This window comes from Secundilactobacillus silagincola, assembly GCF_002583405.1.
In the GTDB taxonomy this organism is placed as follows: domain Bacteria; phylum Bacillota; class Bacilli; order Lactobacillales; family Lactobacillaceae; genus Secundilactobacillus; species Secundilactobacillus silagincola.
Genome location: NZ_BCMJ01000002.1, coordinates 12,795 through 32,318, shown reverse-complemented (window position 1 = coordinate 32,318; position 19,524 = coordinate 12,795). Strand labels below are relative to the sequence as shown.

16 protein-coding genes are annotated in these 19,524 nt (G+C 43.2%); 5 read left to right on the top strand and 11 right to left on the bottom strand.

Translation table 11 applies throughout. The features are described from left to right. Nucleotides 1–147: 147 nt before the first annotated feature. The 4 genes from CES82_RS01975 to CES82_RS01960 form a co-directional block, all read right to left on the bottom strand. Nucleotides 148–1,047: an ROK family protein gene (locus tag CES82_RS01975; protein ID WP_098823656.1), complete on the bottom strand. Its 900-nt coding sequence runs from the start codon at nt 1,045–1,047 to the stop codon at nt 148–150. Next, nucleotides 1,031–2,488 carry a 6-phospho-beta-glucosidase gene (locus CES82_RS01970; protein ID WP_098823655.1) on the bottom strand — a complete coding sequence of 486 codons (1,458 nt, stop codon included), beginning with the start codon at nt 2,486–2,488 and terminating at the stop codon, nt 1,031–1,033. Before CES82_RS01970 ends, CES82_RS01975 begins: the two co-directional genes overlap by 17 nt. Before the next feature lie 99 nt (nt 2,489–2,587). Then, nucleotides 2,588–3,748 (bottom strand): ROK family transcriptional regulator, encoded by a 1,161-nt coding sequence (locus CES82_RS01965; protein ID WP_098823654.1) that lies wholly within the window; start codon nt 3,746–3,748, stop codon nt 2,588–2,590. A gap of 25 nt (nt 3,749–3,773) precedes the next feature. Further along, complete coding sequence (locus tag CES82_RS01960) at nt 3,774–5,168, bottom strand: MFS transporter (protein WP_098823653.1); 1,395 nt, start codon at nt 5,166–5,168, stop codon at nt 3,774–3,776. Nucleotides 5,169–5,438: 270 nt separating this feature from the next. On the opposite strand from CES82_RS01960, the gene yicI reads away from it, so the two are divergent. Next, nucleotides 5,439–7,718: an alpha-xylosidase gene (yicI, locus tag CES82_RS01955; protein ID WP_098823652.1), complete on the top strand. Its 2,280-nt coding sequence runs from the start codon at nt 5,439–5,441 to the stop codon at nt 7,716–7,718. A gap of 421 nt (nt 7,719–8,139) precedes the next feature. Here yicI and xylB read toward each other — a convergent pair whose 3' ends face one another. The 3 genes from xylB to CES82_RS01940 form a co-directional block, all read right to left on the bottom strand. Continuing rightward, a complete protein-coding gene (gene xylB / locus CES82_RS01950; protein ID WP_098823651.1) occupies nt 8,140–9,648 on the bottom strand; it encodes a xylulokinase in 1,509 nt (502 codons plus the stop codon). A gap of 82 nt (nt 9,649–9,730) precedes the next feature. Continuing rightward, complete coding sequence (gene xylA, locus CES82_RS01945; RefSeq protein WP_098823650.1) at nt 9,731–11,077, bottom strand: xylose isomerase; 1,347 nt, start codon at nt 11,075–11,077, stop codon at nt 9,731–9,733. Nucleotides 11,078–11,286: 209 nt separating this feature from the next. After that, a complete protein-coding gene (locus CES82_RS01940; RefSeq protein ID WP_225364816.1) occupies nt 11,287–12,471 on the bottom strand; it encodes an ROK family transcriptional regulator in 1,185 nt (394 codons plus the stop codon). Nucleotides 12,472–12,620: 149 nt separating this feature from the next. Between CES82_RS01940 and CES82_RS01935 the strand changes: the two genes are divergently transcribed. From CES82_RS01935 to greA, 3 genes are read left to right on the top strand one after another with little or no spacing between them, the layout of a single operon-like run. Further along, nucleotides 12,621–13,739, top strand: a complete 1,119-nt coding sequence (locus tag CES82_RS01935) for an aminotransferase (protein ID WP_098823649.1) — start codon at nt 12,621–12,623, stop codon at nt 13,737–13,739. Nucleotides 13,740–13,756: 17 nt separating this feature from the next. Then, a complete protein-coding gene (locus CES82_RS01930) occupies nt 13,757–14,311 on the top strand; it encodes a cysteine hydrolase family protein (protein ID WP_098823648.1) in 555 nt (184 codons plus the stop codon). 14 nt (nt 14,312–14,325) lie between these two features. After that, on the top strand, nt 14,326–14,796 hold the full coding sequence (greA, locus tag CES82_RS01925) for a transcription elongation factor GreA (protein WP_098823647.1): 471 nt from the start codon (nt 14,326–14,328) through the stop codon (nt 14,794–14,796). A 389-nt stretch (nt 14,797–15,185) separates the two neighbouring features. Here the strand turns inward: greA and CES82_RS01920 are convergent, their stop codons facing one another. The 4 genes from CES82_RS01920 to CES82_RS01905 are packed head-to-tail and all read right to left on the bottom strand — an operon-like array spanning nt 15,186 to nt 18,599. Beyond that, nucleotides 15,186–15,836: an ABC transporter permease gene (locus tag CES82_RS01920; RefSeq protein ID WP_098823646.1), complete on the bottom strand. Its 651-nt coding sequence runs from the start codon at nt 15,834–15,836 to the stop codon at nt 15,186–15,188. After that, nucleotides 15,836–16,741: an osmoprotectant ABC transporter substrate-binding protein gene (locus tag CES82_RS01915; RefSeq protein WP_098823999.1), complete on the bottom strand. Its 906-nt coding sequence runs from the start codon at nt 16,739–16,741 to the stop codon at nt 15,836–15,838. Before CES82_RS01915 ends, CES82_RS01920 begins: the two co-directional genes overlap by 1 nt. 38 nt (nt 16,742–16,779) lie before the next feature. Beyond that, nucleotides 16,780–17,409: an ABC transporter permease gene (locus tag CES82_RS01910; RefSeq protein ID WP_098823645.1), complete on the bottom strand. Its 630-nt coding sequence runs from the start codon at nt 17,407–17,409 to the stop codon at nt 16,780–16,782. Next, nucleotides 17,406–18,599 carry a betaine/proline/choline family ABC transporter ATP-binding protein gene (locus tag CES82_RS01905; RefSeq protein WP_098823644.1) on the bottom strand — a complete coding sequence of 398 codons (1,194 nt, stop codon included), beginning with the start codon at nt 18,597–18,599 and terminating at the stop codon, nt 17,406–17,408. The genes CES82_RS01910 and CES82_RS01905 overlap by 4 nt, the downstream gene beginning before the upstream one ends. Before the next feature lie 243 nt (nt 18,600–18,842). Between CES82_RS01905 and CES82_RS01900 the strand changes: the two genes are divergently transcribed. Further along, a complete protein-coding gene (locus CES82_RS01900) occupies nt 18,843–19,250 on the top strand; it encodes an Ohr family peroxiredoxin (RefSeq protein WP_098823643.1) in 408 nt (135 codons plus the stop codon). The last annotated feature ends 274 nt before the right edge of the window (nt 19,251–19,524 follow it).

Genomic DNA, 19,524 nt, shown 5'->3' with positions numbered 1-19,524 from the left:
CTCTGAATCTTAAGTTAACAAAAATTACCTCCGTACAGAACATGAACGAGATTTTTGCTATTCAACTCAAATAAGCGTTATCCCGACAAAATCGAGACAACGCTTATTTGGCATTTACCAAGATGGCACTCTTTTACGTTAATGACGCTACTCAGCATCTGACACCCCAGGATACTCACTCATAAACTGGGCAACGGCACCAATCAAGTTGGATGCATTACAGAACTTGCAACGGTCAATCTCAGTGGTCACCGTAGCACCCTTTTGTTTCAACAATTTGTTCGTCTGATCACGAATCATTGCCAAGAAGTCGTCCCGGACGGATATGCCGCCACCAATTAATAACCGATCCGGATTGAAACCAGTGATTAAATTATAGGCTTCAATACTCAACCAATGCACCATTTCTTCAATGCACCTTTGGGCTAATTCATCACCCGTTTTTGCGCGCTCAAAAATTTCACGTGCGTCCACCGGTTCTGGGGACTGACTCAGTCGCGTATATTTTCTCGCCATTTTAACCGGTGCCCCTAATTCACTTAATGTTTCGTTTTGCTCGTTCATGATGCTGTAGCCGAATTCGCCCATGAAATAATCGCGCCCGGTTAGCAGATGACCATCCTGAACTATACTACCGCCGATGCCGGTCCCGATAATGAGCAATGCAACTGAGGAAACATCCTTTGCGTTACCAAGCCAGGCCTCCGCTAAGCCGGCACAGTTCGCATCGTTTTGAATGGTTACCGGTAGTTTAAACTGCTTGCTTAATTCTTGACGAATGGGAAAGCCGTTCAGATAGGAAACCGCGCTGAGCCCGGATATCTCACCAATTTTAGTATCCACGCCTCCGGGTAAACTAACGGCTACACCCTGAATTGGCTGATTAACTTTTGCTGGCAAACTTAACAGCGCTGCTAACATTTCCGGCCAAGTTTCTGGCGTTTTAAAGCTACCGGAATCAGTTAGTTTCTGGTACCAATAGCCATATTTAACTGATGTACCGCCAATATCGATGGCCAATAAGCGACTATCATCTCGTTGTGTCATCACTATCATCACCTAAATCTTCACCATGAGTTGAAATGACCTTTTGATACCAGTAGAACGAATCTTTGCGGTAACGTTTCAAAGAACCGCTGCCGTCATCATTCCTGTCAACGTAGATGAACCCGTAGCGCTTAGATAACTGACCGGTACTTGCTGAAACAATATCGATGGCACTCCATGGCGTGTAACCCATCACGTCGACACCGTCATCATTAATAGCCAGTTCCATTTGTTTAATGTGATCCCGCAAATACTTGATGCGATAGTTATCGTGAACTTGATGATTAGCTTCCATCTGATCAATGGCACCAATCCCGTTTTCAACGATGAACAGTGGTAAATGATACCGGTCATTCATCCAGTTTAAAGCGTAACGCAAGCCTTTTGGATCGACCTGCCAGCCCCAATCAGATTGTGGTACAAACTTGTTTGTCACTAAATCTTTGGCTTCGTTATAAGAATAATAGTCGTCTTCATCAGGCTTCGCTGCCGTCGCAAAGGACATGTAATAACTAAAACCAAGGTAGTCAACTCGCCCTTTCTTCAAACTAGCGAGGTCCTCATCCGTAATATCTAAGTCAAATTTTTTCGCAGCTTGGTATTTGCGCAACCAGCTTGGATAACGACCCTCGACCTGTACATCAGAGAACCAGAATCTAGCCTGCATCGCACGTTGCGCCTTCAAGACATCATCCGGTTTATCCGTTGCCGGGTAGACTGGTGAAAAGGCGACCATGGCCCCCACTAATAAATCAGGGTTTAATTGGTGTGCGAAGGCAACCACTTGGGCACTGGCCACAACTTCATAGTGTGCAGCTTGATACATCACGGCTTCCGCGTTCTCACCTTCATGAACCTGAACACCAGAATTAGTGAACAGTGTAAACGCCCGGTCATAATTCGTCTGGTTATTGATTTCGTTAAAGGTTAGCCAGTACTTAACCTTATGCTGATACCGGTCGATCACTACCTTCGCAAATTTAACAAAAGCGTCTAAGACTTTTCGGCTACGAAAACCACCATATTCCGTCACCAAGTGATAAGGCATCTCAAAGTGTGACAGTGTCACAACGGGTTCAATATTGTATTTATGGCATTCGTCAAATAACCGGTCATAAAATTTCAAACCAGCTTCGTTAGGTTCATCCTCGTCACCTTGAGGGAAAATTCTGGACCACGCGATGGAAGTTCGGAAGCACTTAAAGCCCATTTCCGCGAATAACTTAACGTCGCCAGGATATTGATGATAAAAATCAACACCTTCATGATTCGGGTAAAACTCACCCGTCTTAACACCGTCCGTGATGCGCCGTTCATCGAAATTACCGGCTGCAGTCATCACGTCCGCAACACTTAATCCTTTGCCGTCAACGTTATAAGCGCCCTCGGCTTGGTGAGCAGCAATCGCGCCACCCCATAAAAAGTTTTTTGGTACTTGCATATTTTTTCTCCTATCTATCAAAAAAGAAGCCCAAATACCTATCTCTTGTGGGTATCTGAACTTCTTAGAAAAACGTTATAAACTACCTGATGAATCATACTAATGATGGAAGATCAATCTCATACCATTCATGTGAAGCACTGTATGAATGGCCATTGAAGCACCACCTAACAGCGTCGCATAATGCACATCCTTAGACATGACTAGTGGCGGAACAAGTGGTAAAAAGGTTAACTTCATTTGAATGTTCTTCAAGATTTCTGGCAGACTATCGATCAACGGTGAGTTATAGAAAATCATTTGAGGATCATAAGCGGAAATCAAATGGCTAGTCACAATCGCTAAATAATAACAAAAGTCATCAATCAACCTTGTAATTTGGTCATCATGGTCCTTGTAATCCTCAATTAACATCGACAGACTATAAGTCTTGTCTTTCTTAATCACCCGAGCTTTGTGGATAATCGCATTTAGGGACCATTCTGAATCAAAAGTCGGTAATTTAGTCAGTTGCTGATGTGTTCCTGACGTATCTGAAATCAGCATTCTGCCAATCTCACCGGCCTGCCCGTAGTTACCCGTATACAGATGGGCATTAATAATCACGCCAGCGCCAACGCCTTCGTGAATATTAAAGGAGACTAGGTTTTGCAGTTCCTGCTTACTAAAATCTTCTTCAAAAATGGCCGATAAATTGGCTTCATTTTCAACGATCACAGGTACGTGATAATTGTCCTGAAAATAATCAACCAGGTCGACATCATCGTAATCGACAAAATCCGAGTTAACGATTTGGTTTTTATAGACGACGCCAAAGACCGCAATCGATATTGCCTGCAAACCGTTAACAAAGTGAAAGTCTGGCAGTTGTTCGATGAGTTCATCCATCTTTTTCAAAATAACCGAAATCGGCTGATGATTAATTTGTTCAACATTATACTCCAGAACTCGCCCATCAAACCTAGTCGCCAGCATCTCAATCTGAGACCCTGAAATACTAAAGTTAACGGTATAGCCAAATTCAGCGTTATACTCCACTAGCTCTGGTTTTCGACCACTACTGCCACTCATTGATTTTCCCTCACCCAGGCTCTTAGCCAGTCGCTGTTCCAATAATTGACCCACAATATCGGAAACCGTAACCTTGTTCAGCCCAACTTTTTTAGAAATCTCATTGCGTGACATTGGCCCATTATTGATAATTTCGGCCAATACTGAATGCTCGTTATGGTCGCGCATAATGTCTTTGTTAATAATCATCCGAATCGCTCATTTCTCATCATTATTATGCTTCAGCATTTTCCTTAGCATGCTTTGCAGCTAAATCACTTTGCATCTTCTTTTCAATTCCATCTACATGATAGAACAATAATGCAATGGCGGATAGTGCAAATCCGAGAAGTGGTACCCAGATGTAGTTCATTTCAATACCGTGTAAAGCTGATGCGCTTTGGGCGTGGTTAGCAACGTAACCAGTTGATGAAAGGATAGCACCAGTGATGGCACCACCGATACCCATACCTAACTTAGCTGAGAAACTTGAGAATGAAGTCACGATACCTTCTGCACGAATACCGTTCTTCCATTCACCATAATCAACGGCATCGGCCAACATAACGGCGATCAAGCCTGAAACATAACCAGTACCTAAGTAACCAACGATGGTAGCAAAGACAATCATGCCAACACTCAGATGTGATGCACCCAAGTCCAACAGAAGTTGACCAACACAAGCTAACAGCATCCCACCAAGCATGGTGTTACGCTTACCGATTAGTTTAGAGGTCAATGGTGTCAAAACAACGGCAACTAACGCAACTAATTGTAAACTCAGTACCAATGAAGCTAAACCTGCATTGTGCATGTTGTACTTAAAGAAGTAAACAGTAACTTGTGAACGGGTTTGCATCCCTAACCAGTAAATGAAGTTAATGAAGATGATGATTGCCCATGGCCAGTTCTTCTTAAGCGCTTTCAAAGATTCCTTAATTGGAATTGACTGACGTGAACTCTTAGTTTGAACACGTTCGTGAGTGTTTTTGAAGACAATTGCGAACAAGATAACAACAATGATACCAACGATCAATGCCCAAATGAACCAGCCACGTTTGCTGGTAGTAGAACCACCACCGAGCCATGCAACCATTCCTAAGGTGATACCAGTGATGATAGTTGCACCGGCAGTACCCATGAATTGACGGATGGTTGACAAAGTGACACGTTCTTGAGGATTACTTGTTAATGATGGCAAAATCGAAGTAATAGGAATGTTAACTGATGAATAGAGAATATCAACACCAATATAAGTAACGTATGCCCAAATAAGTTTACCGGTCAGGCTCAAATTTGGTGTGGTAAAGACCAAGACACAGAAGACGGCAAATGGTATTGAGAACCATAACCAGTACGGCCGACTCTTCCCATATTTAGTATGGGTATGATCAATCATAATCCCCCAGAATGGACCATCAAAGGCATCCACGATCCGGGCAACTAAAAACAGTGTCCCAACTGCAGCAGCACTAATACCGAATGTATCAGTGTAGAAAATCATTAAATAAGTTCCCACCATTTGGAATGACAAGTTGCAGGCAAAGTCACTCAAACTGTATGAGAAACGCTCTTTCCATGGCACCTGATTTTTTTGCTCGGGTGCTACGTCAGTAACATTTTGACTCATAATTAACACCTCGTTGAATTTTATTATTGATTATTAATAAGTTCAACTTTCAAACCAAATGTTACTGTAACCGGTTTCAAATGTCAATAGTTTTTTAAGGGTCAACTTTGCCATGGTGTTTTTTCATTACCTATATATAAGCCTCTGCCTCATAAAAATTATTCAGTTTCAGTTCATGAAAGCGTTGACAAAACTTCAAAATGCCATTACACTGAACTTGATTATTAATAAGTTCAATTTCTAAACTAACTCAATAGAGGTGCTTTTTCCATGAAGTTTACGAATGGTTATTGGCTAGACCGACCTCAATATGAGATTCAGTCGCCAAAAGAAGTTTTCGACGTCAAACAAGACGGCGATAAATTAACGCTTTACGCTCCGTTCAAGTACATAAATGAACGTGGTGATGAATTAAACCTAGGGATGTCGACTATTGAACTCACTTCCCCAATGGAAGGCGTTATCGGTGTTAAATTAATTCACTTTGATCAACCTGATAAGACCCCTTCATTTGAATTGGCAAATGAACATCCAAATGTCAAGATCACAACTAATGATAAAGAAATTAGCTATCAATCTGGTGATTTGGCTGTTAAAGCACCATTTAAGGGTCACTTCGAACTTGACTTCCAACGTAATGGTAAGACGATTACCAAATCGATGGAAAAGGCTGAAGGCGTTATCTTAGATAAGTCAACTGGCAAACACTACATGAGAGAACAACTTTCCATGGGTGTTGACGAACTGGTTTACGGACTTGGCGAACGTTTCGGCTCTCTTGTTAAGAACGGTCAATCTGTTGACATCGTTAACAAAGATGGTGGTACCGGTTCTGAACAAGCTTACAAGAACATTCCTTTCTACTTAACTAGTGAAGGCTATGGGGTCTTTGTCGACCAACCTGAAACCGTTTCCTTTGAAATTGCTTCAGAAAACGTTGACCGGACTCAATTCAGTATTGAAGGCCAATCAATGCAGTACTACGTCATTGACGGTCCTACTCCAAAGGGCGTTTTGGACAAGTACACTCGCCTAACTGGTAAGATTTCACTCCCACCAGCATGGACATTCGGTCTTTGGTTATCAACTTCATTTACGACCGATTACAGTGAAAAGACTGTCCTTAAGTTTATCGATGGCATGGCTGAACGGAAGATTCCGTTGGATGTCTTTCACTTTGATTGCTTCTGGCAAAAAGGCTTTGAATGGTCAACACTTCTGTGGGACCGCGATCAATTCCCAGATCCAGAAGGTTTGATCAAGAAAGTTCACGATCGTGGCGTCAAAGTCTGTGTATGGCTTAACCCTTACATTGCTCAAAAGTCCCCTCTGTTTAAAGAAGGCAGAGATCATGGCTACTTGATCAAACGTCAAGATGGCAATGTCTGGCAATGGGATCTCTGGCAAGCTGGTAACGGCTTCGTTGACTTCACTAACCCAGATGCTGTTAAGTGGTACCAAAGCAAGCTAAAAGACCTATTGGATATGGGTGTTGATTGCTTCAAGACCGACTTTGGTGAACGAATCCCAGTTGAAGATGCTGTCTTCTTCGATGGTTCAGATCCTAAGCGCGAACATAACTACTACACTTATCAGTATAACCAAACTGTTTACAACATCGTTGCACAAGAAAAGGGTAAAGACGAAGCCGTTGTCTTTGCACGTTCAGCAACAGTGGGTTCTCAAAAGTACCCAGTTCACTGGGGCGGCGATTGCTTAAGCCGTTACAAGTCAATGTCTGACTCTCTGCGTGGCGGACTTTCCTTCTTACTTTCAGGATTTGGCTTCTGGGCTCATGATATTAGTGGATTTGAAGAACAAGCTACTCCAGACCTTTACAAGCGTTGGACGCAATTTGGCCTCTTGAGTTCTCATTCACGTTATCATGGTTCAGGTCAGTACAAGGTTCCGTGGATCTTCGATGACGAAGCTGTGGAAAACACTCGTAAATTCGTTAACTTGAAGCTTTCACTCATGCCTTACATTTACGACGAATCTGTTAACACTCATGAAACTGGTACACCATTGATGCGACCACTCTTCCTCGAATACACAAACGATCGCAACACCTACCATCTTGAACAACAATACATGTTAGGTAGCAAATTAATCGTTGCACCTATCTTCAACGCTGAAGGCGATGTTAAGTACTACTTGCCAGCTGGTAACTGGACTAACATCTTGACCGAAAAGAGCTATCACGTTGAAAGTGGTAAGTGGTTCTCAGAAAACTACGATATGCTCAATCTCCCATTATTAGCTAGAGATAACAGCATTATCCTTCGTCACCCTGGTGCAAAGCATGCGCAATACGACTACACAGATGCTCCTGACATCAACATCTACGAATTAGCTGACGGTAAGACCGCTACTACTCGCGTTGTTGATCAAAAGGGTAAGGCTGTCGGTAGCGTTAAGGCACAGCGCCAAGGCAACACCTTAACGGTCACCTCAGATGGTTTGAAGGGTACCTCAACGGTAAACTTCCATGCTGATGGCGAAGTTAAGAGCTTCAAGTTAAACGGTGGTTCAGGTAACTTCACCCTTTAATTTGAAACCCTAGCAATTCAACTCACACAAAATCAAGCTGAGGCAAAACTCGGTAGATTCCAGAATTTAACGTGAATAAAGCCTATTCCGATGCACTTTTCGGAATAGGCTTTATTTGCGTTAAATGGCCGGAATCTGAGTTTGGACGCGCGATTCGGCTATATTAACATATTCACTATGACTAATCATAGCAAAAGTATGGATTGAAATACTTACCAATATAGACTTTATAGTACAACATCGCCTTTTGTGGACCATATATCTGTTTTAGAACTGATTTTTAATCTGTATCTGAGCCTGCTGATGCCACTCTGATAAAGAATAACCTCCACCCCCCATTAACCGTAAAACAACAAAGCACCAGCACAGTCGCTCACAGACGACTATGCTGGTGCCATTAGTTTTGAATTAAATGGATCCTTTAGTTATTCTCACGCCGGTATGCAAGCAACTGTTGGCTAATGCCCTTAGTCTGCTCATAAACCTGTGCGTAAATCTTGTGCAGCTGATCATACTTCTTAGCATTATCAGGATTTGGCAGGTAAGTCTTACCAAAGTGAACGAACTTCTCAGCACATTCGTGGAAGTCCTTGAACCAGCCAAGACCAACAGCGGCAATCATTGCGGCACCCATACCAGGTCCCTGCTCGTTGGTTAAGCTGACAACTTTCTTGTTGAAGATATCAGCTTGAATTTGCAGCCACAGTGGACTCTTGGCACCACCGCCGATAGCAACAACCGTATCAAATTGCTTATCGTTCTCATCGTAGATATCCATGATGTCCTTGAACGAGAAGATGATACCTTCCAGAACAGCCCGAACGAAGTCATTCTTCTTGTGGGTACCATCAACACCGGTAAAGCTACCACGAATGTCAGCATCCGCGTGTGGTGCCCGTTCACCGACAATGTAAGGTGTATACAGGAGTCCGTTGGCCCCAACAGTTGAATCAGCAGCACTAGCCACCATGTCGTCGAAGGATTCATCACTAGCAAAGGTCCGCTTGAACCAGTTCAATGAATAGCCGGCAGCCAAGGTAACACCCATTGAGTAATAAGAATCCGGAATGGCATGATCTTCAAATTGAAGCACACCGTGATAATCAACAGTTGGATCTTCCTCATACTTCAGCACAACGCCAGAAGTCCCAATGCTTGAAAGTACCATGTTAGGAGACAGGATACCGGCACCAACAGCGCCAGCAGCGTTGTCAGCAGCACCACCGAAGACTTGCGTGTGGGTATCTAGTCCAGAGAAGATGGCATAACTGCTTGAAATCGTACCTGCTGAATCAATCGACTTCATCAAAGGTGGGCACATGGACATTGGAATATCGAAGGCGTCACAGATTGTTTGGCTCCACTTGCCGTCCTTAACGTCTAAGAGAACAGTCCCTGTAGCGTCTGAGTAGTCCATACCAAGCTTACCGGTCATCCGATACCGAACGTAATCCTTTGGCAATAAGAAGGTCTTAGCTTGTGACCAGATATCTGGTTCATTTTCCTTAACCCACAGCATCTTAGGTAAAGTAAAGCCTTCAAGTGGTTTATTCTTAGTAATATCAGTGAATTCTGAGCCCAGTTTGGCCTCAATTTCGCGACACTGTTTAGTTGTCCGGGTATCGTTCCAGAGAATAGCAGGCCGCAAAACTTGGTTATTTGCATCCAGTAAAACTAAGCCGTGCATTTGTCCTGAAAAACTGATTCCTGAGATTTCTTCGGGCTTAATGTGATCGTCTAAGATCAATCTCACAATGGCTACCGTGGTCCCTGATACCCAGTCTTCTGGGTTCTGTTCACTGTATCCTGGCCGTGATTGAATTAATGGATAGTCGAAACTTTGCTGAGCAACAATTTCACCGTCACGGTTCATTGCTGAAACCTTAACGGCACTAGTGCCCAAATCGACCCCTAATACGTATTCGTTCATAATTTTCTCCTTTATAGCTGTTATACCAACAAAAAAGCAGTCAGCAGACAATCGGTCCACTGGCTGCTTCTTTTAAATCACATTATTTGCCTAAAACGTTAACAATGTAATGGTTGATGGTATCTTTGATTTGTTCCAAGTGATCTGAAGAAGTTGCGGCACGTAATTCAGCTTGGGTCTTGTCAAGTGAGTAATCTTCAAGGGTCTTGAAGGTTGCTTTGCCACTTTCGATGTCGGCACCAATACCTGAATCGTATGAGCTGTAACGTTCCTTAACGATGTTGTCAAGAACGCCGTCTTCCTTCATCTTCATAGCAACACGTAAGCCGGCAGCAAAGCTATCCATACCTACAATGTGACCATAAAATAAGTCATTTGCTTCGAATGATGAACGACGAGGCTTAGCATCGAAGTTCAAACCACCGCGAGGGCCGATACCGCCGTTTTCAACAACTTCGTACATTGCAGCAGTAGTCTCGTAAAGGTTTGAAGGATATTCATCAATATCCCAGCCAATCAACTTATCACCTTGGTTGGCATCCAATGAACCAAGTAAGCCAGCTTCACGGGCAACACGGATTTCGTGTTGGTAAGTATGGCCAGCCAAGTTAGCATGGTTACCTTCCAAGTTCAGCTTGAAGTCTTTATCCAAGTCGTATTCCTTCATGAATGCGATAGTGGTTGCGGCATCAAAGTCGTATTGGTGAGTCGTTGGTTCCTTTGGCTTTGGTTCGAGCAGCATTTGTGCATCGAAGCCAATTTCGTTAGCGTAATCCTTAGCCATGTGGAACATCTTAGCAGCATGTTCTTGTTCAAGCTTCATGTTAGTGTTCCAGAGTGATTCGTAACCTTCACGGCCGCCCCAGAAGACATAGTTTTCAGAACCGACACGCTTACCAATTTCCAAACTGTGCTTCAATTGAGCAGCAGAGTAAGCAAAGATGTCAGCGTATGGTGAAGTACCAGCACCAGCAACGAAACGAGGGTTAGTGAACAGGTTTGAAGTGTTCCATAATACCTTCATACCAGTGGTCTTTTGGTATTCAACGATACGGTCAACAACTTTGTCCAAGTTCTTGTTGGTTTCACGTAAAGTGTCGCCTTCAGGAGCTAAGTCACGATCATGGAAGCAAAGGAAGTCGTTACCTAATTTGTCGTAAAATTCAAATGCGTAATCAACTTTTGCCAATGCGTTGTCCATTGGATCAGTGTACTTGTCGTATGGACGCATTGCAGTTCCATCACCGAATGGGTCTACCAAACGTTGATCAAATGTGTGCCAGTATGCAACGGCGAACCGTAACCAGTCGCGCATTTTCTTACCGCCGATAACTTCGTCTGGGTTGTAATAGTGAAATTCAGCACCAGAACTTAAATTTGAGTTACCAACATACTTAATCTTATCCATGTCCCATAGTTGTTCAGCCATGAAGAAGCCTCCTAAATTTTTTAAAATCAAATCATCAATTAATTAGTTTGTTCAAACAACCAACTCACAAGATATAGTATAGCGCTTACATACAAAAATACAAGCCCTTTCATTTTTTAAATGTGCTTAAATTCATCAAAAAGCGATAGTGTCGGGCTTAAAGCAATAAAAAAAATTCAGGAACTCTTTAAGAGGTCCTGAATTATCCATTATAAAACGGTTGTTTGCGCTTCAAAATTCAAATTTGCATCTTCCATTCCCAACGCTTCACGTGTGACTAAGGCACAGCCACCTAGTAATGTCGCGTAATGGGAATTGTGCGTTAGTTTTACTGGTATTAATATGGTTGGCGCCATTTTCGCATATACCGACTCAATTTGCGGTTCCAGTTCCGGTAACGCTTCTAATAATGGCGAGTTCAAGAAAACAACGTCTGGATCAAAACTATTGGCAGTGTTGTAAATAATCTGAGCAACGCTTGTCACGAAGCCCCTTAAAGCCACCTTAGTTGCCTCATCACCCTGCTTAAATAGCTGTACAACATCCTCACGGGACATATTCTCAGCATTCTTCGCAGCCTGAATCTGCGTAATAATGGCATCTTCGGAACAAAAATCTTCCACTTTTCCGGGCTCGTCAGACCAGTTGCCATTAATTAGGACTGAACGCCCAATTTCACCTGCTTCACCGTGCGTACCACGATGCAGCTTTTGATCGATGATCAACCCAGCACCAATCCCACGGTGAATACTGATGGTTACCATGTTTTGCAACTGTTCATTAGCCTTATTAAAATCACGTTCATACACCGCTGATACGTTCGCTTCGTTTTCCAGTAAAACCGGCACCTGAAACTTCTTCGTATAATAATCAGCTAAATCAATGTGTTCCATATCCAAGAATGGCGAGTAAGTCACCGCATTTTGATCAACGGTCCCGTGAATCGCGAAACTGATTCCCAGCAAGCCGTGACTAGTATTATCCTGACTTGCCACACTTTCTAATTCATGGTTAATCAACGGTAAAATTTGTTTTAATGTCAGTCCTTTAACATTAACTTGCTTATATGACAGAACATCCCCAGATAAATTGTTCTGCATCACATGTAAGTGACGGTAACCAAAATCAAAGTTCATGGTATACCCATACCGCCTGTTAATTGCAAGTAAAACGGGTTTACGGCCACCAACGTTTGACGCGTCACCTTCACCAAGTTCTTCAACGTAGCCCTGCTCTTTTAAATCCCTGTAAAGAGAGGAAACTGTGGACTTGTTGAGTGCTAAATTCCGGGAAATTTCAATTCTCGAGATTGGCTGATGATTGAAAACTTCGGCAAGCACCGACTGAATATTTTGTTGATGTAACTGCATTCTGTTACGGATTGCACCCGACAATGTGTTCCCCTCCTTTGGCTATAAGTCCATTCTATTGTACACTATTGTTAAATAGGTCAACAACATTCGTTATTACATTTTTCCAAAATACCTGAAAATGAGTACTTCAACAATCAAAATAATTTTAATACAGGAAAAGGAAGTTCACCATGAAAATTGCAGAATTCGGCGTTGAAAACTGGCTTAACCAGTGGGAAAAAAGCGCCAAGTACGATATCTCTCAAAGCACCATCGATTCAATGACTATCGCAGAACTACTTAAAATGACCGGTGATGATGAAAGTGTTCTTTACGACCAATTATCGCATACCAAAATGAACTATGGTTGGATTGAAGGCTCTCCAGAGTTTAAAACCTTAATTAGCAGTCTTTACGATCACGTCCAGCCAAGTCAGGTGCTCCAAACTAACGGTGCAACCGGTGCGAACTACTTAGCGCTCTATTCCCTGATTGAACCAGGTGATCACGTTATCAGTGAATACTCTTCCTATCAACAGCTATACGATATTCCCCGCTCGCTGGGAGCTGAGGTGGACTTTTGGCATATTCATGAAGCCGATGACTGGTATCCAGATATCAATGAACTAAAAAAGCTCATTCGGCCCAACACTAAAATGATTTGTTTGAACAACGCTAATAATCCAACGGGTACCTTACTGAATAAGGCCTTCTTACAGCAAGTTGTCGAATTAGCAAAGACGGTTGGCGCATATATCTTAATTGATGAAGTTTATCAGCCATTGAACGATCTCGAAAACTTTACTTCTATCGTAGACCTTTACGATCGCGGTATCGCCACTAACTCCCTATCAAAAACTTACTCATTCCCCGGTGTCCGCATTGGCTGGACTGTCGCTAGCGATGAAGTCACTGATTTATTTAGAAAATACCGTGACTACACCATGATCTGTGGTGGCGTCTGGAACGATATTTTAGCCGTTTATATTTTGCAGCATCGAGACCAGATACTGGCACGTAACCGCAAGTTGGTTCTACACAACCTGGAAGTTTTAAAAAACTGGGTGGCGTCTGAGCCCCATGTCAGCGCTGTGTTGCCTCAAGCCGTTTCTACTTCCTGCATCAAAATTGACATTCCGGAATCTACCGAGAGCTTCTGTTTACGATTATTGAAAGAAACCGGTGTTTTATTAGTGCCAGGAGAGCGTTTTGACTTGCCAGGGCACGTCCGATTAGGGTATTGTACTGATGAAGCTACTTTGAAAAAAGGGCTTAGCAAGTTATCAGAATTTCTGCGTCAATTTGACTAAACATTCGGAGGCGTAATATGGCAGCAAACGAAGCGTTACTCATTATTGATTATACGAACGATTTTGTACATGACGATGGCGCCCTGACCTGTGGTAAACCAGGACAGGTCTTGGAACCAGCAATTATCAAATTAGCCGATCAGTTTGAAGCGAACGGCAGCTGGGTGATCCTACCTACGGACGTTCACAAACCCAACGACCCGTATCATCCTGAAACCAAGTTATTTCCACCACACAATGTTCGTGGCACTTGGGGCCGTGAATTTTATGGTCAACTCAAGCCGTGGTTTGAAGAACATCAAAACGATGAAAAAGTCTATATGTATGACAAGACCCGTTATAGTGCCTTTGCGGGAACTGACTTAGATATCCGTTTGCGTGAGCGCCACGTTGATACGGTTCATCTAGTGGGTGTCTGCACCGATATCTGCGTGCTTCACACTGCAGTAGACGCCTATAATCTAGGCTATAACATCATTGTTCATAAGGACGGCGTAGCAGCCTTAACACCAGCCGGTCAAGACTGGGCATTAGGCCACTTCGAACACGTCCTTGGCGCAAAAATTGAGTAGAAAAGAGTTTGGGTATGCAACCGTACTTTAACAAAGTCACTCAAGCTGGGTATGACAAAATTGCCGCTGAAATCGAGGCAGTAAAGAAAGAACGTCCTGGCCGAATCAAAGCACTTTCGGCTGCCCGCGCGCTGGGTGATTTATCTGAAAACGCTGAATATAGTGCAGCTAAACGTGATTTACGACACTTGGAAAGTCGGCTACGCTATTTGGAGAAACAACTACGTTACGCGCAGGTGTACGAACCTGCTGATAACGCCGTGATTGAAATTGGCAAAAGCGTCACGCTGCAGTTCGAAGATGACCAATCAGAGGAAACCTTTGAATTAGTGGGCAATCCTGAAGCCGACATTGAGCACAACAAGATCTCACTATCATCACCGATTGGGCAGGCGCTGCTGAATCATACTGTTAATGACATTGTGACGATTAGCTCGCCTAATGGAAGTTATCAGGTGAAGATTTTGAATGTTAAGAAAAGTTAATGGCGATAAAAATAAGGTATTTGGACTAACCAGAAATTGTTAGTTCAAATACCTTATTTATTTTATATTGTTTAACTGGGCTACTCCGAGCAGAGAGCTACATGTAAGTCAGCTCTGGCACAAATTCAAACCCGGAATTTTTGCCAGACCCGCCTTACACTTCGCTCTCTTAACGCTCGGCTCCGCACCTTGCTTTAATCGGGCTTCTCCGAGCAGAGAACCGCTTGTAAATCAGCTTCCAAGTTCAGCTTTTTTGCATCATAGCCTAATCGGGCTCCAGCGGGCAGAGAGCTGCATGTAAGGGACTTCAGCCATAAATCCAAGTTCGGGATTTTTGGCTGAAGTCCCTTACACTCCGCTCTCTAAGCGCCCGCTTCCGCACCTTGCTTTTATGCCGTTGGATCCACTTTTTTCTCCACCCAGCCTAAAACTAGGTCAAGAATAATCGCCATTAAGGCCGTTGGTAGCGCCCCCGCTAGGATAATGGCCGTCCCATTCGTGGCATTTGTTCCCCGAATGATGATGTCCCCTAAACCACCGGCGCCCACGAAGGTCCCGATAGCGGTAATTCCAATAGCTAGCACCAGTGCGTTTCTCAAACCAGCCATGATCACCGACATGGACAGCGGAATTTCCACCAACCGCAGCAACTGCATCCGGGTCATCCCCATACCAGTCCCTGCGTCTAGTAGCGCCGGATCAACGTTTCTCATACCCGCATCCGTATTCTTGATGATTGGCAGCAGTGAATACAGGAACACCGTCACAATAACGGTATTAACCCCTAAGCCTAAACCAATCATGATGATTGACAGCATCGCCAGTGATGGAATCGTTTGAATCACGTTAGCAATTCCAATTACAATCCCATTCAGTTTTGTATGATGAGCGATGAAAATCCCAATGGGTATGCCAACAATAGCCGCCAGCAGTACACCATAAATCGAAATCAAGAAGTGACGGCTAAACTGGGAAAGTACGTAAGCGCCATTATGACTGTAATAGTAGACTAGCTGTTCCCACAAATTCATCTTCGCCATTAGTTGCCACTCCCTTCAAAGTAATGATGTTGTTCAAGATATTGCTTAGCAACCACTTCAGGCTCCATCAAGTCATTATCAACTTTATAGTTGAGCTGTTGCATGGTCTTCAAATCAATTTTACCGCTAAGTTTATTAATGACTGGCTTCAGTTCTGGGTGTTCTTTCAGGACTTTGTTGGTTGCCACGGCACTAGCCGTATACGGTGGGAAGAAGTGCTTATCATCTTTGAGCATCTTCAAGTTATAGCTACCAACACGACCATCAGTTGAATATCCTAAAATCGCATCCATTTTATCGTTGGCAACCGCATCATAAACCAACCCAATTTGCATCGGGTGAACTGCACCAAACTTATAGCCGTACGTCTTCTGGAAACCATCATAGCCATCGCCTTTTCGGTTAAGCCAGATTTGGTCAATACCAACGTTCATCTTACCGGCAACTGGTTTAAGGTCGCTAACGTTATTTAAGTGATAACGCTTGGCGGTCTTTTGGGTCACCATCCAAACGTAGGTATCCGCAAAGCCGTATGATTTGAAGTAAGTCATATGGTATTTATTGTTAAAGTAGGTTTCAACCGTTTTCGTAGCCCGTTCTGGGTTACGATCAACTTTTCTTTTCATAATGGTGGTTAAATCAGTACCGACATATCGAATGGCCGAAATATCAGCCTGATTATTTTTTAAAGCATTAAAGGAAACACTTCCTGAACCAAGATTATTAATAATTGTCGTGTGTAATTTGGTATCATGCTGAATCATGTCTTGTAACATATAGGACATGATTTGCTGTTCAGTTGTATTTTGCGAAGCAATCCGAACCGTGTCGTTACCGCTCCCAGCTAATCCAGGAAACCCGCAGCCGGCTAATCCAATAGCGCAAAGTAAGGAGAAGCCCAACATGATCAGCCATCTTTTGATGTTTTTCACGTTTTCCCCTCCTATCCTTCTGATGTTCTTGGTGTTAACGCTGTTTCGACTTTGCCTAACAGCCAGTCAACCACCAGCGCCAAAATAATTACCGGAATTGAACCACCAAGAATCAAATCACTACGGTACAGGTTCAAGCCGTTAAAGATAAAATCACCAAGTCCGCCAGCACCAATATAGGAAGCTAGCGCTGCCCAGGCAATGACGTAAGTGGCTGATAATCTAATACCCGACATAATCACCGGCGCGGCTAATGGCACTTCCACCTTGATGATGGATTGCCAACTGGTCATTCCCATACCCTTCGCGGCATCCTTCAAAGTTGGGTCCACATCATTCATACCAATATAGGTGTTCCGTAAGATTGGTAGTAACGAGTAAATGAACAGCGCAACGATCGCCGGTTTAGCCCCAATCCCAAAAATGGGAATCATAAAGGCTAATAGTGCCAGTGCAGGTATGGTTTGAAGCATACTAGCAATGGAAACCACGATGTTTGCCGTACGTTTGGTTCGAGTCAAAGCAATCCCAACTGGCACCGCTACAATGATACCTAAACCTAACGAAATACCCGAAATGTAAATATGCTGCCAGGTTTTACCCAGCAAAGACAAGCCATAGACGGCTAAAAAGTGCATCATTTGGCGTCACCACCTTGATCTGCAGCTGCTGCATCAGTCTTGGCGTCCTCGCTATCGTCCTTTTTATCTTCATCACCCCAAAGCGCGTCGTAAACAATATCAACCAACGCCGCACGGGTAACGATGCCGACTAAATGATTATGATTATCAACAACGGGCACGTTCTTAAAACCACGTTTCAAAATCCGTTCAACCGTATCTCGAACTAGGGAATCTGATTTAACGTAGAACACATCGCTGTGCATAACGTCACCAACGCTAGTGGCCGTTTTAAAATTATAGTCAATATCTTCAATATCGAGATAACCTTTTAGGGTACCGCCATCGTCCGTCACCAGCAGCGAATCAACTCGCCGGTCATGCATTAACTTTAAAGCTTCTTTTAGCAGGCGATCGGGTGTAATCGATGCCACGTTAGTCAGCATGACTTGACCAACAGTGGTAATGCTTGGACGTGCCTGAATCAGACGGTCCTTCCCAATCAGGTTTTCAACAAATTCGTTTGCAGGATGACGTAAAATCTCGTCTGGTGAGGCCACCTGCATAATTTTACCGCTATCCATCACCACAATCTTGGTGGCTAACGTTAAAGCTTCATCCATATCATGGGTCACAAAAATAACCGTCTTGCCCAGCCGAGTCTGCAGATCTTTAATCAAGTCTTGTAGTGATTCACGGGTAATCGGATCCAAAGCCCCGTAAGGTTCATCCATTAAAATAATATCTTGATCAGCCGCTAACGCCCGGACAACGCCGATCCGTTGCTGCTGACCACCAGAAAGTTCAGAGGGATAACGATCCAAAAACTCCTCTGGCAAATCAACCAGCTTAATCATTTCCTTAGCGCGTTCATCCATCTTAGCTTGTGGCCACTTCAATAAACGTGGTACTAAGGTAATATTTTGACGAATGGTCATGTGCGGCATTAAGCCAATATTTTGAATCACGTAGCCAATCTTTCGGCGTAATTTCACCGGATCCATTTGACTAATATCTTGACCATCGATTTTGATCGTACCAGATGTCTGCTGCAACATCCGGTTGATCATCCGCATCGTTGTCGTTTTACCAGATCCTGACGTCCCAATGAAGCATACGAATTCGCCCTTTTCAACTTCTAAGTTAAAATCCTCCACGGCAACTTTACCGCCACTGTATGTCTTGTTGAGATGTTCCATTGATAAATACATCGGTTTTATCCCATCCTCTCTGTCGCAATTTTGAACAACTGTCTTAAAACATCTAGGTCAATTGTAACACTTACGTATTCTGACATACATTTTCCAGTACCCCCTCTACTTAATCATTATCGCGGTAAATAGCCGATTTGGGGCCAATTGTTAAATTAAAGTAAGCGCTTTTATTGCCTTTTTGAATGAATCAGTTATAATTAAATTGTACACAACTCAATTCCCCGAAATGAGGTAATTTTAATGACAAAAAAACTCTATACCACAACGATGACGAACAAAGGCGGCCGTTCCGGTGAAGTATGGTCAAACGATCGTAAATGGGATTTTAAAATTGGTACTCCTGGCGTAGATAAAGACACGACCAACCCTGAACAGCTTTTTGCGGCGGGGTTTGCCTCCTGTTTTAACGGTGCCTTAGACATCGCCTTACAGCAGGCTGGTGTTACCGGTGAACCCACCGTTCGCGCAAAAGTCTCCCTATATCAAGAAGGCGATGAACCCGACTTCCATATTGGTGTCGAATTATTCGGTCACATCGAAGGCTTAGATGAAGCTGACACTAAGAAGTATATGGAAATTGCAGAAACCATCTGCCCGTACGCAAAAGCAACTCGCGGCAATATTGAAGTGACGGTTAACGCTGAATAGTTTTGAAATTTACCGAAGAGCCACCTGGTAGTCGTTATTTGACTGCTGGTTGGCTTTTTTTACTGCATCAAATTTTTTTGATTGTGCAAAATTACATTGATAAAATTAATTAAGTTATTTAATACTTGAAAGTATCACGTTTTTAGCTACTTAACAAAGATAACTGGTTTTCACATGACGAGTAAGTATGACTATCACATAATGAAAGGGCTTGCATTTTATAGTTAAGGTAGTTATACTATCTTTTGGTTAGTTGCTTCTGTAAACCAACTTA

What these genes read in the sequence shown, in the direction of transcription:
- xylA (WP_098823650.1), bottom strand. Translation starts at nt 11,077, where the DNA reads ATGGCTGAACAACTATGGGACATGGATAAGATTAAGTATGTTGGTAAC.
- yicI (WP_098823652.1), top strand. Translation starts at nt 5,439, where the DNA reads ATGAAGTTTACGAATGGTTATTGGCTAGACCGACCTCAATATGAGATT.
- CES82_RS01965 (WP_098823654.1), bottom strand. Translation starts at nt 3,748, where the DNA reads ATGATTATTAACAAAGACATTATGCGCGACCATAACGAGCATTCAGTA.
- CES82_RS01970 (WP_098823655.1), bottom strand. Translation starts at nt 2,488, where the DNA reads ATGCAAGTACCAAAAAACTTTTTATGGGGTGGCGCGATTGCTGCTCAC.
- CES82_RS01910 (WP_098823645.1), bottom strand. Translation starts at nt 17,409, where the DNA reads ATGATGCACTTTTTAGCCGTCTATGGCTTGTCTTTGCTGGGTAAAACC.
- CES82_RS01900 (WP_098823643.1), top strand. Translation starts at nt 18,843, where the DNA reads ATGACAAAAAAACTCTATACCACAACGATGACGAACAAAGGCGGCCGT.
- CES82_RS01915 (WP_098823999.1), bottom strand. Translation starts at nt 16,741, where the DNA reads ATGTTGGGCTTCTCCTTACTTTGCGCTATTGGATTAGCCGGCTGCGGG.
- CES82_RS01935 (WP_098823649.1), top strand. Translation starts at nt 12,621, where the DNA reads ATGAAAATTGCAGAATTCGGCGTTGAAAACTGGCTTAACCAGTGGGAA.
- greA (WP_098823647.1), top strand. Translation starts at nt 14,326, where the DNA reads ATGCAACCGTACTTTAACAAAGTCACTCAAGCTGGGTATGACAAAATT.
- CES82_RS01920 (WP_098823646.1), bottom strand. Translation starts at nt 15,836, where the DNA reads ATGGCGAAGATGAATTTGTGGGAACAGCTAGTCTACTATTACAGTCAT.
- CES82_RS01975 (WP_098823656.1), bottom strand. Translation starts at nt 1,047, where the DNA reads ATGACACAACGAGATGATAGTCGCTTATTGGCCATCGATATTGGCGGT.
- CES82_RS01930 (WP_098823648.1), top strand. Translation starts at nt 13,757, where the DNA reads ATGGCAGCAAACGAAGCGTTACTCATTATTGATTATACGAACGATTTT.
- CES82_RS01905 (WP_098823644.1), bottom strand. Translation starts at nt 18,599, where the DNA reads ATGTATTTATCAATGGAACATCTCAACAAGACATACAGTGGCGGTAAA.
- CES82_RS01960 (WP_098823653.1), bottom strand. Translation starts at nt 5,168, where the DNA reads ATGAGTCAAAATGTTACTGACGTAGCACCCGAGCAAAAAAATCAGGTG.
- xylB (WP_098823651.1), bottom strand. Translation starts at nt 9,648, where the DNA reads ATGAACGAATACGTATTAGGGGTCGATTTGGGCACTAGTGCCGTTAAG.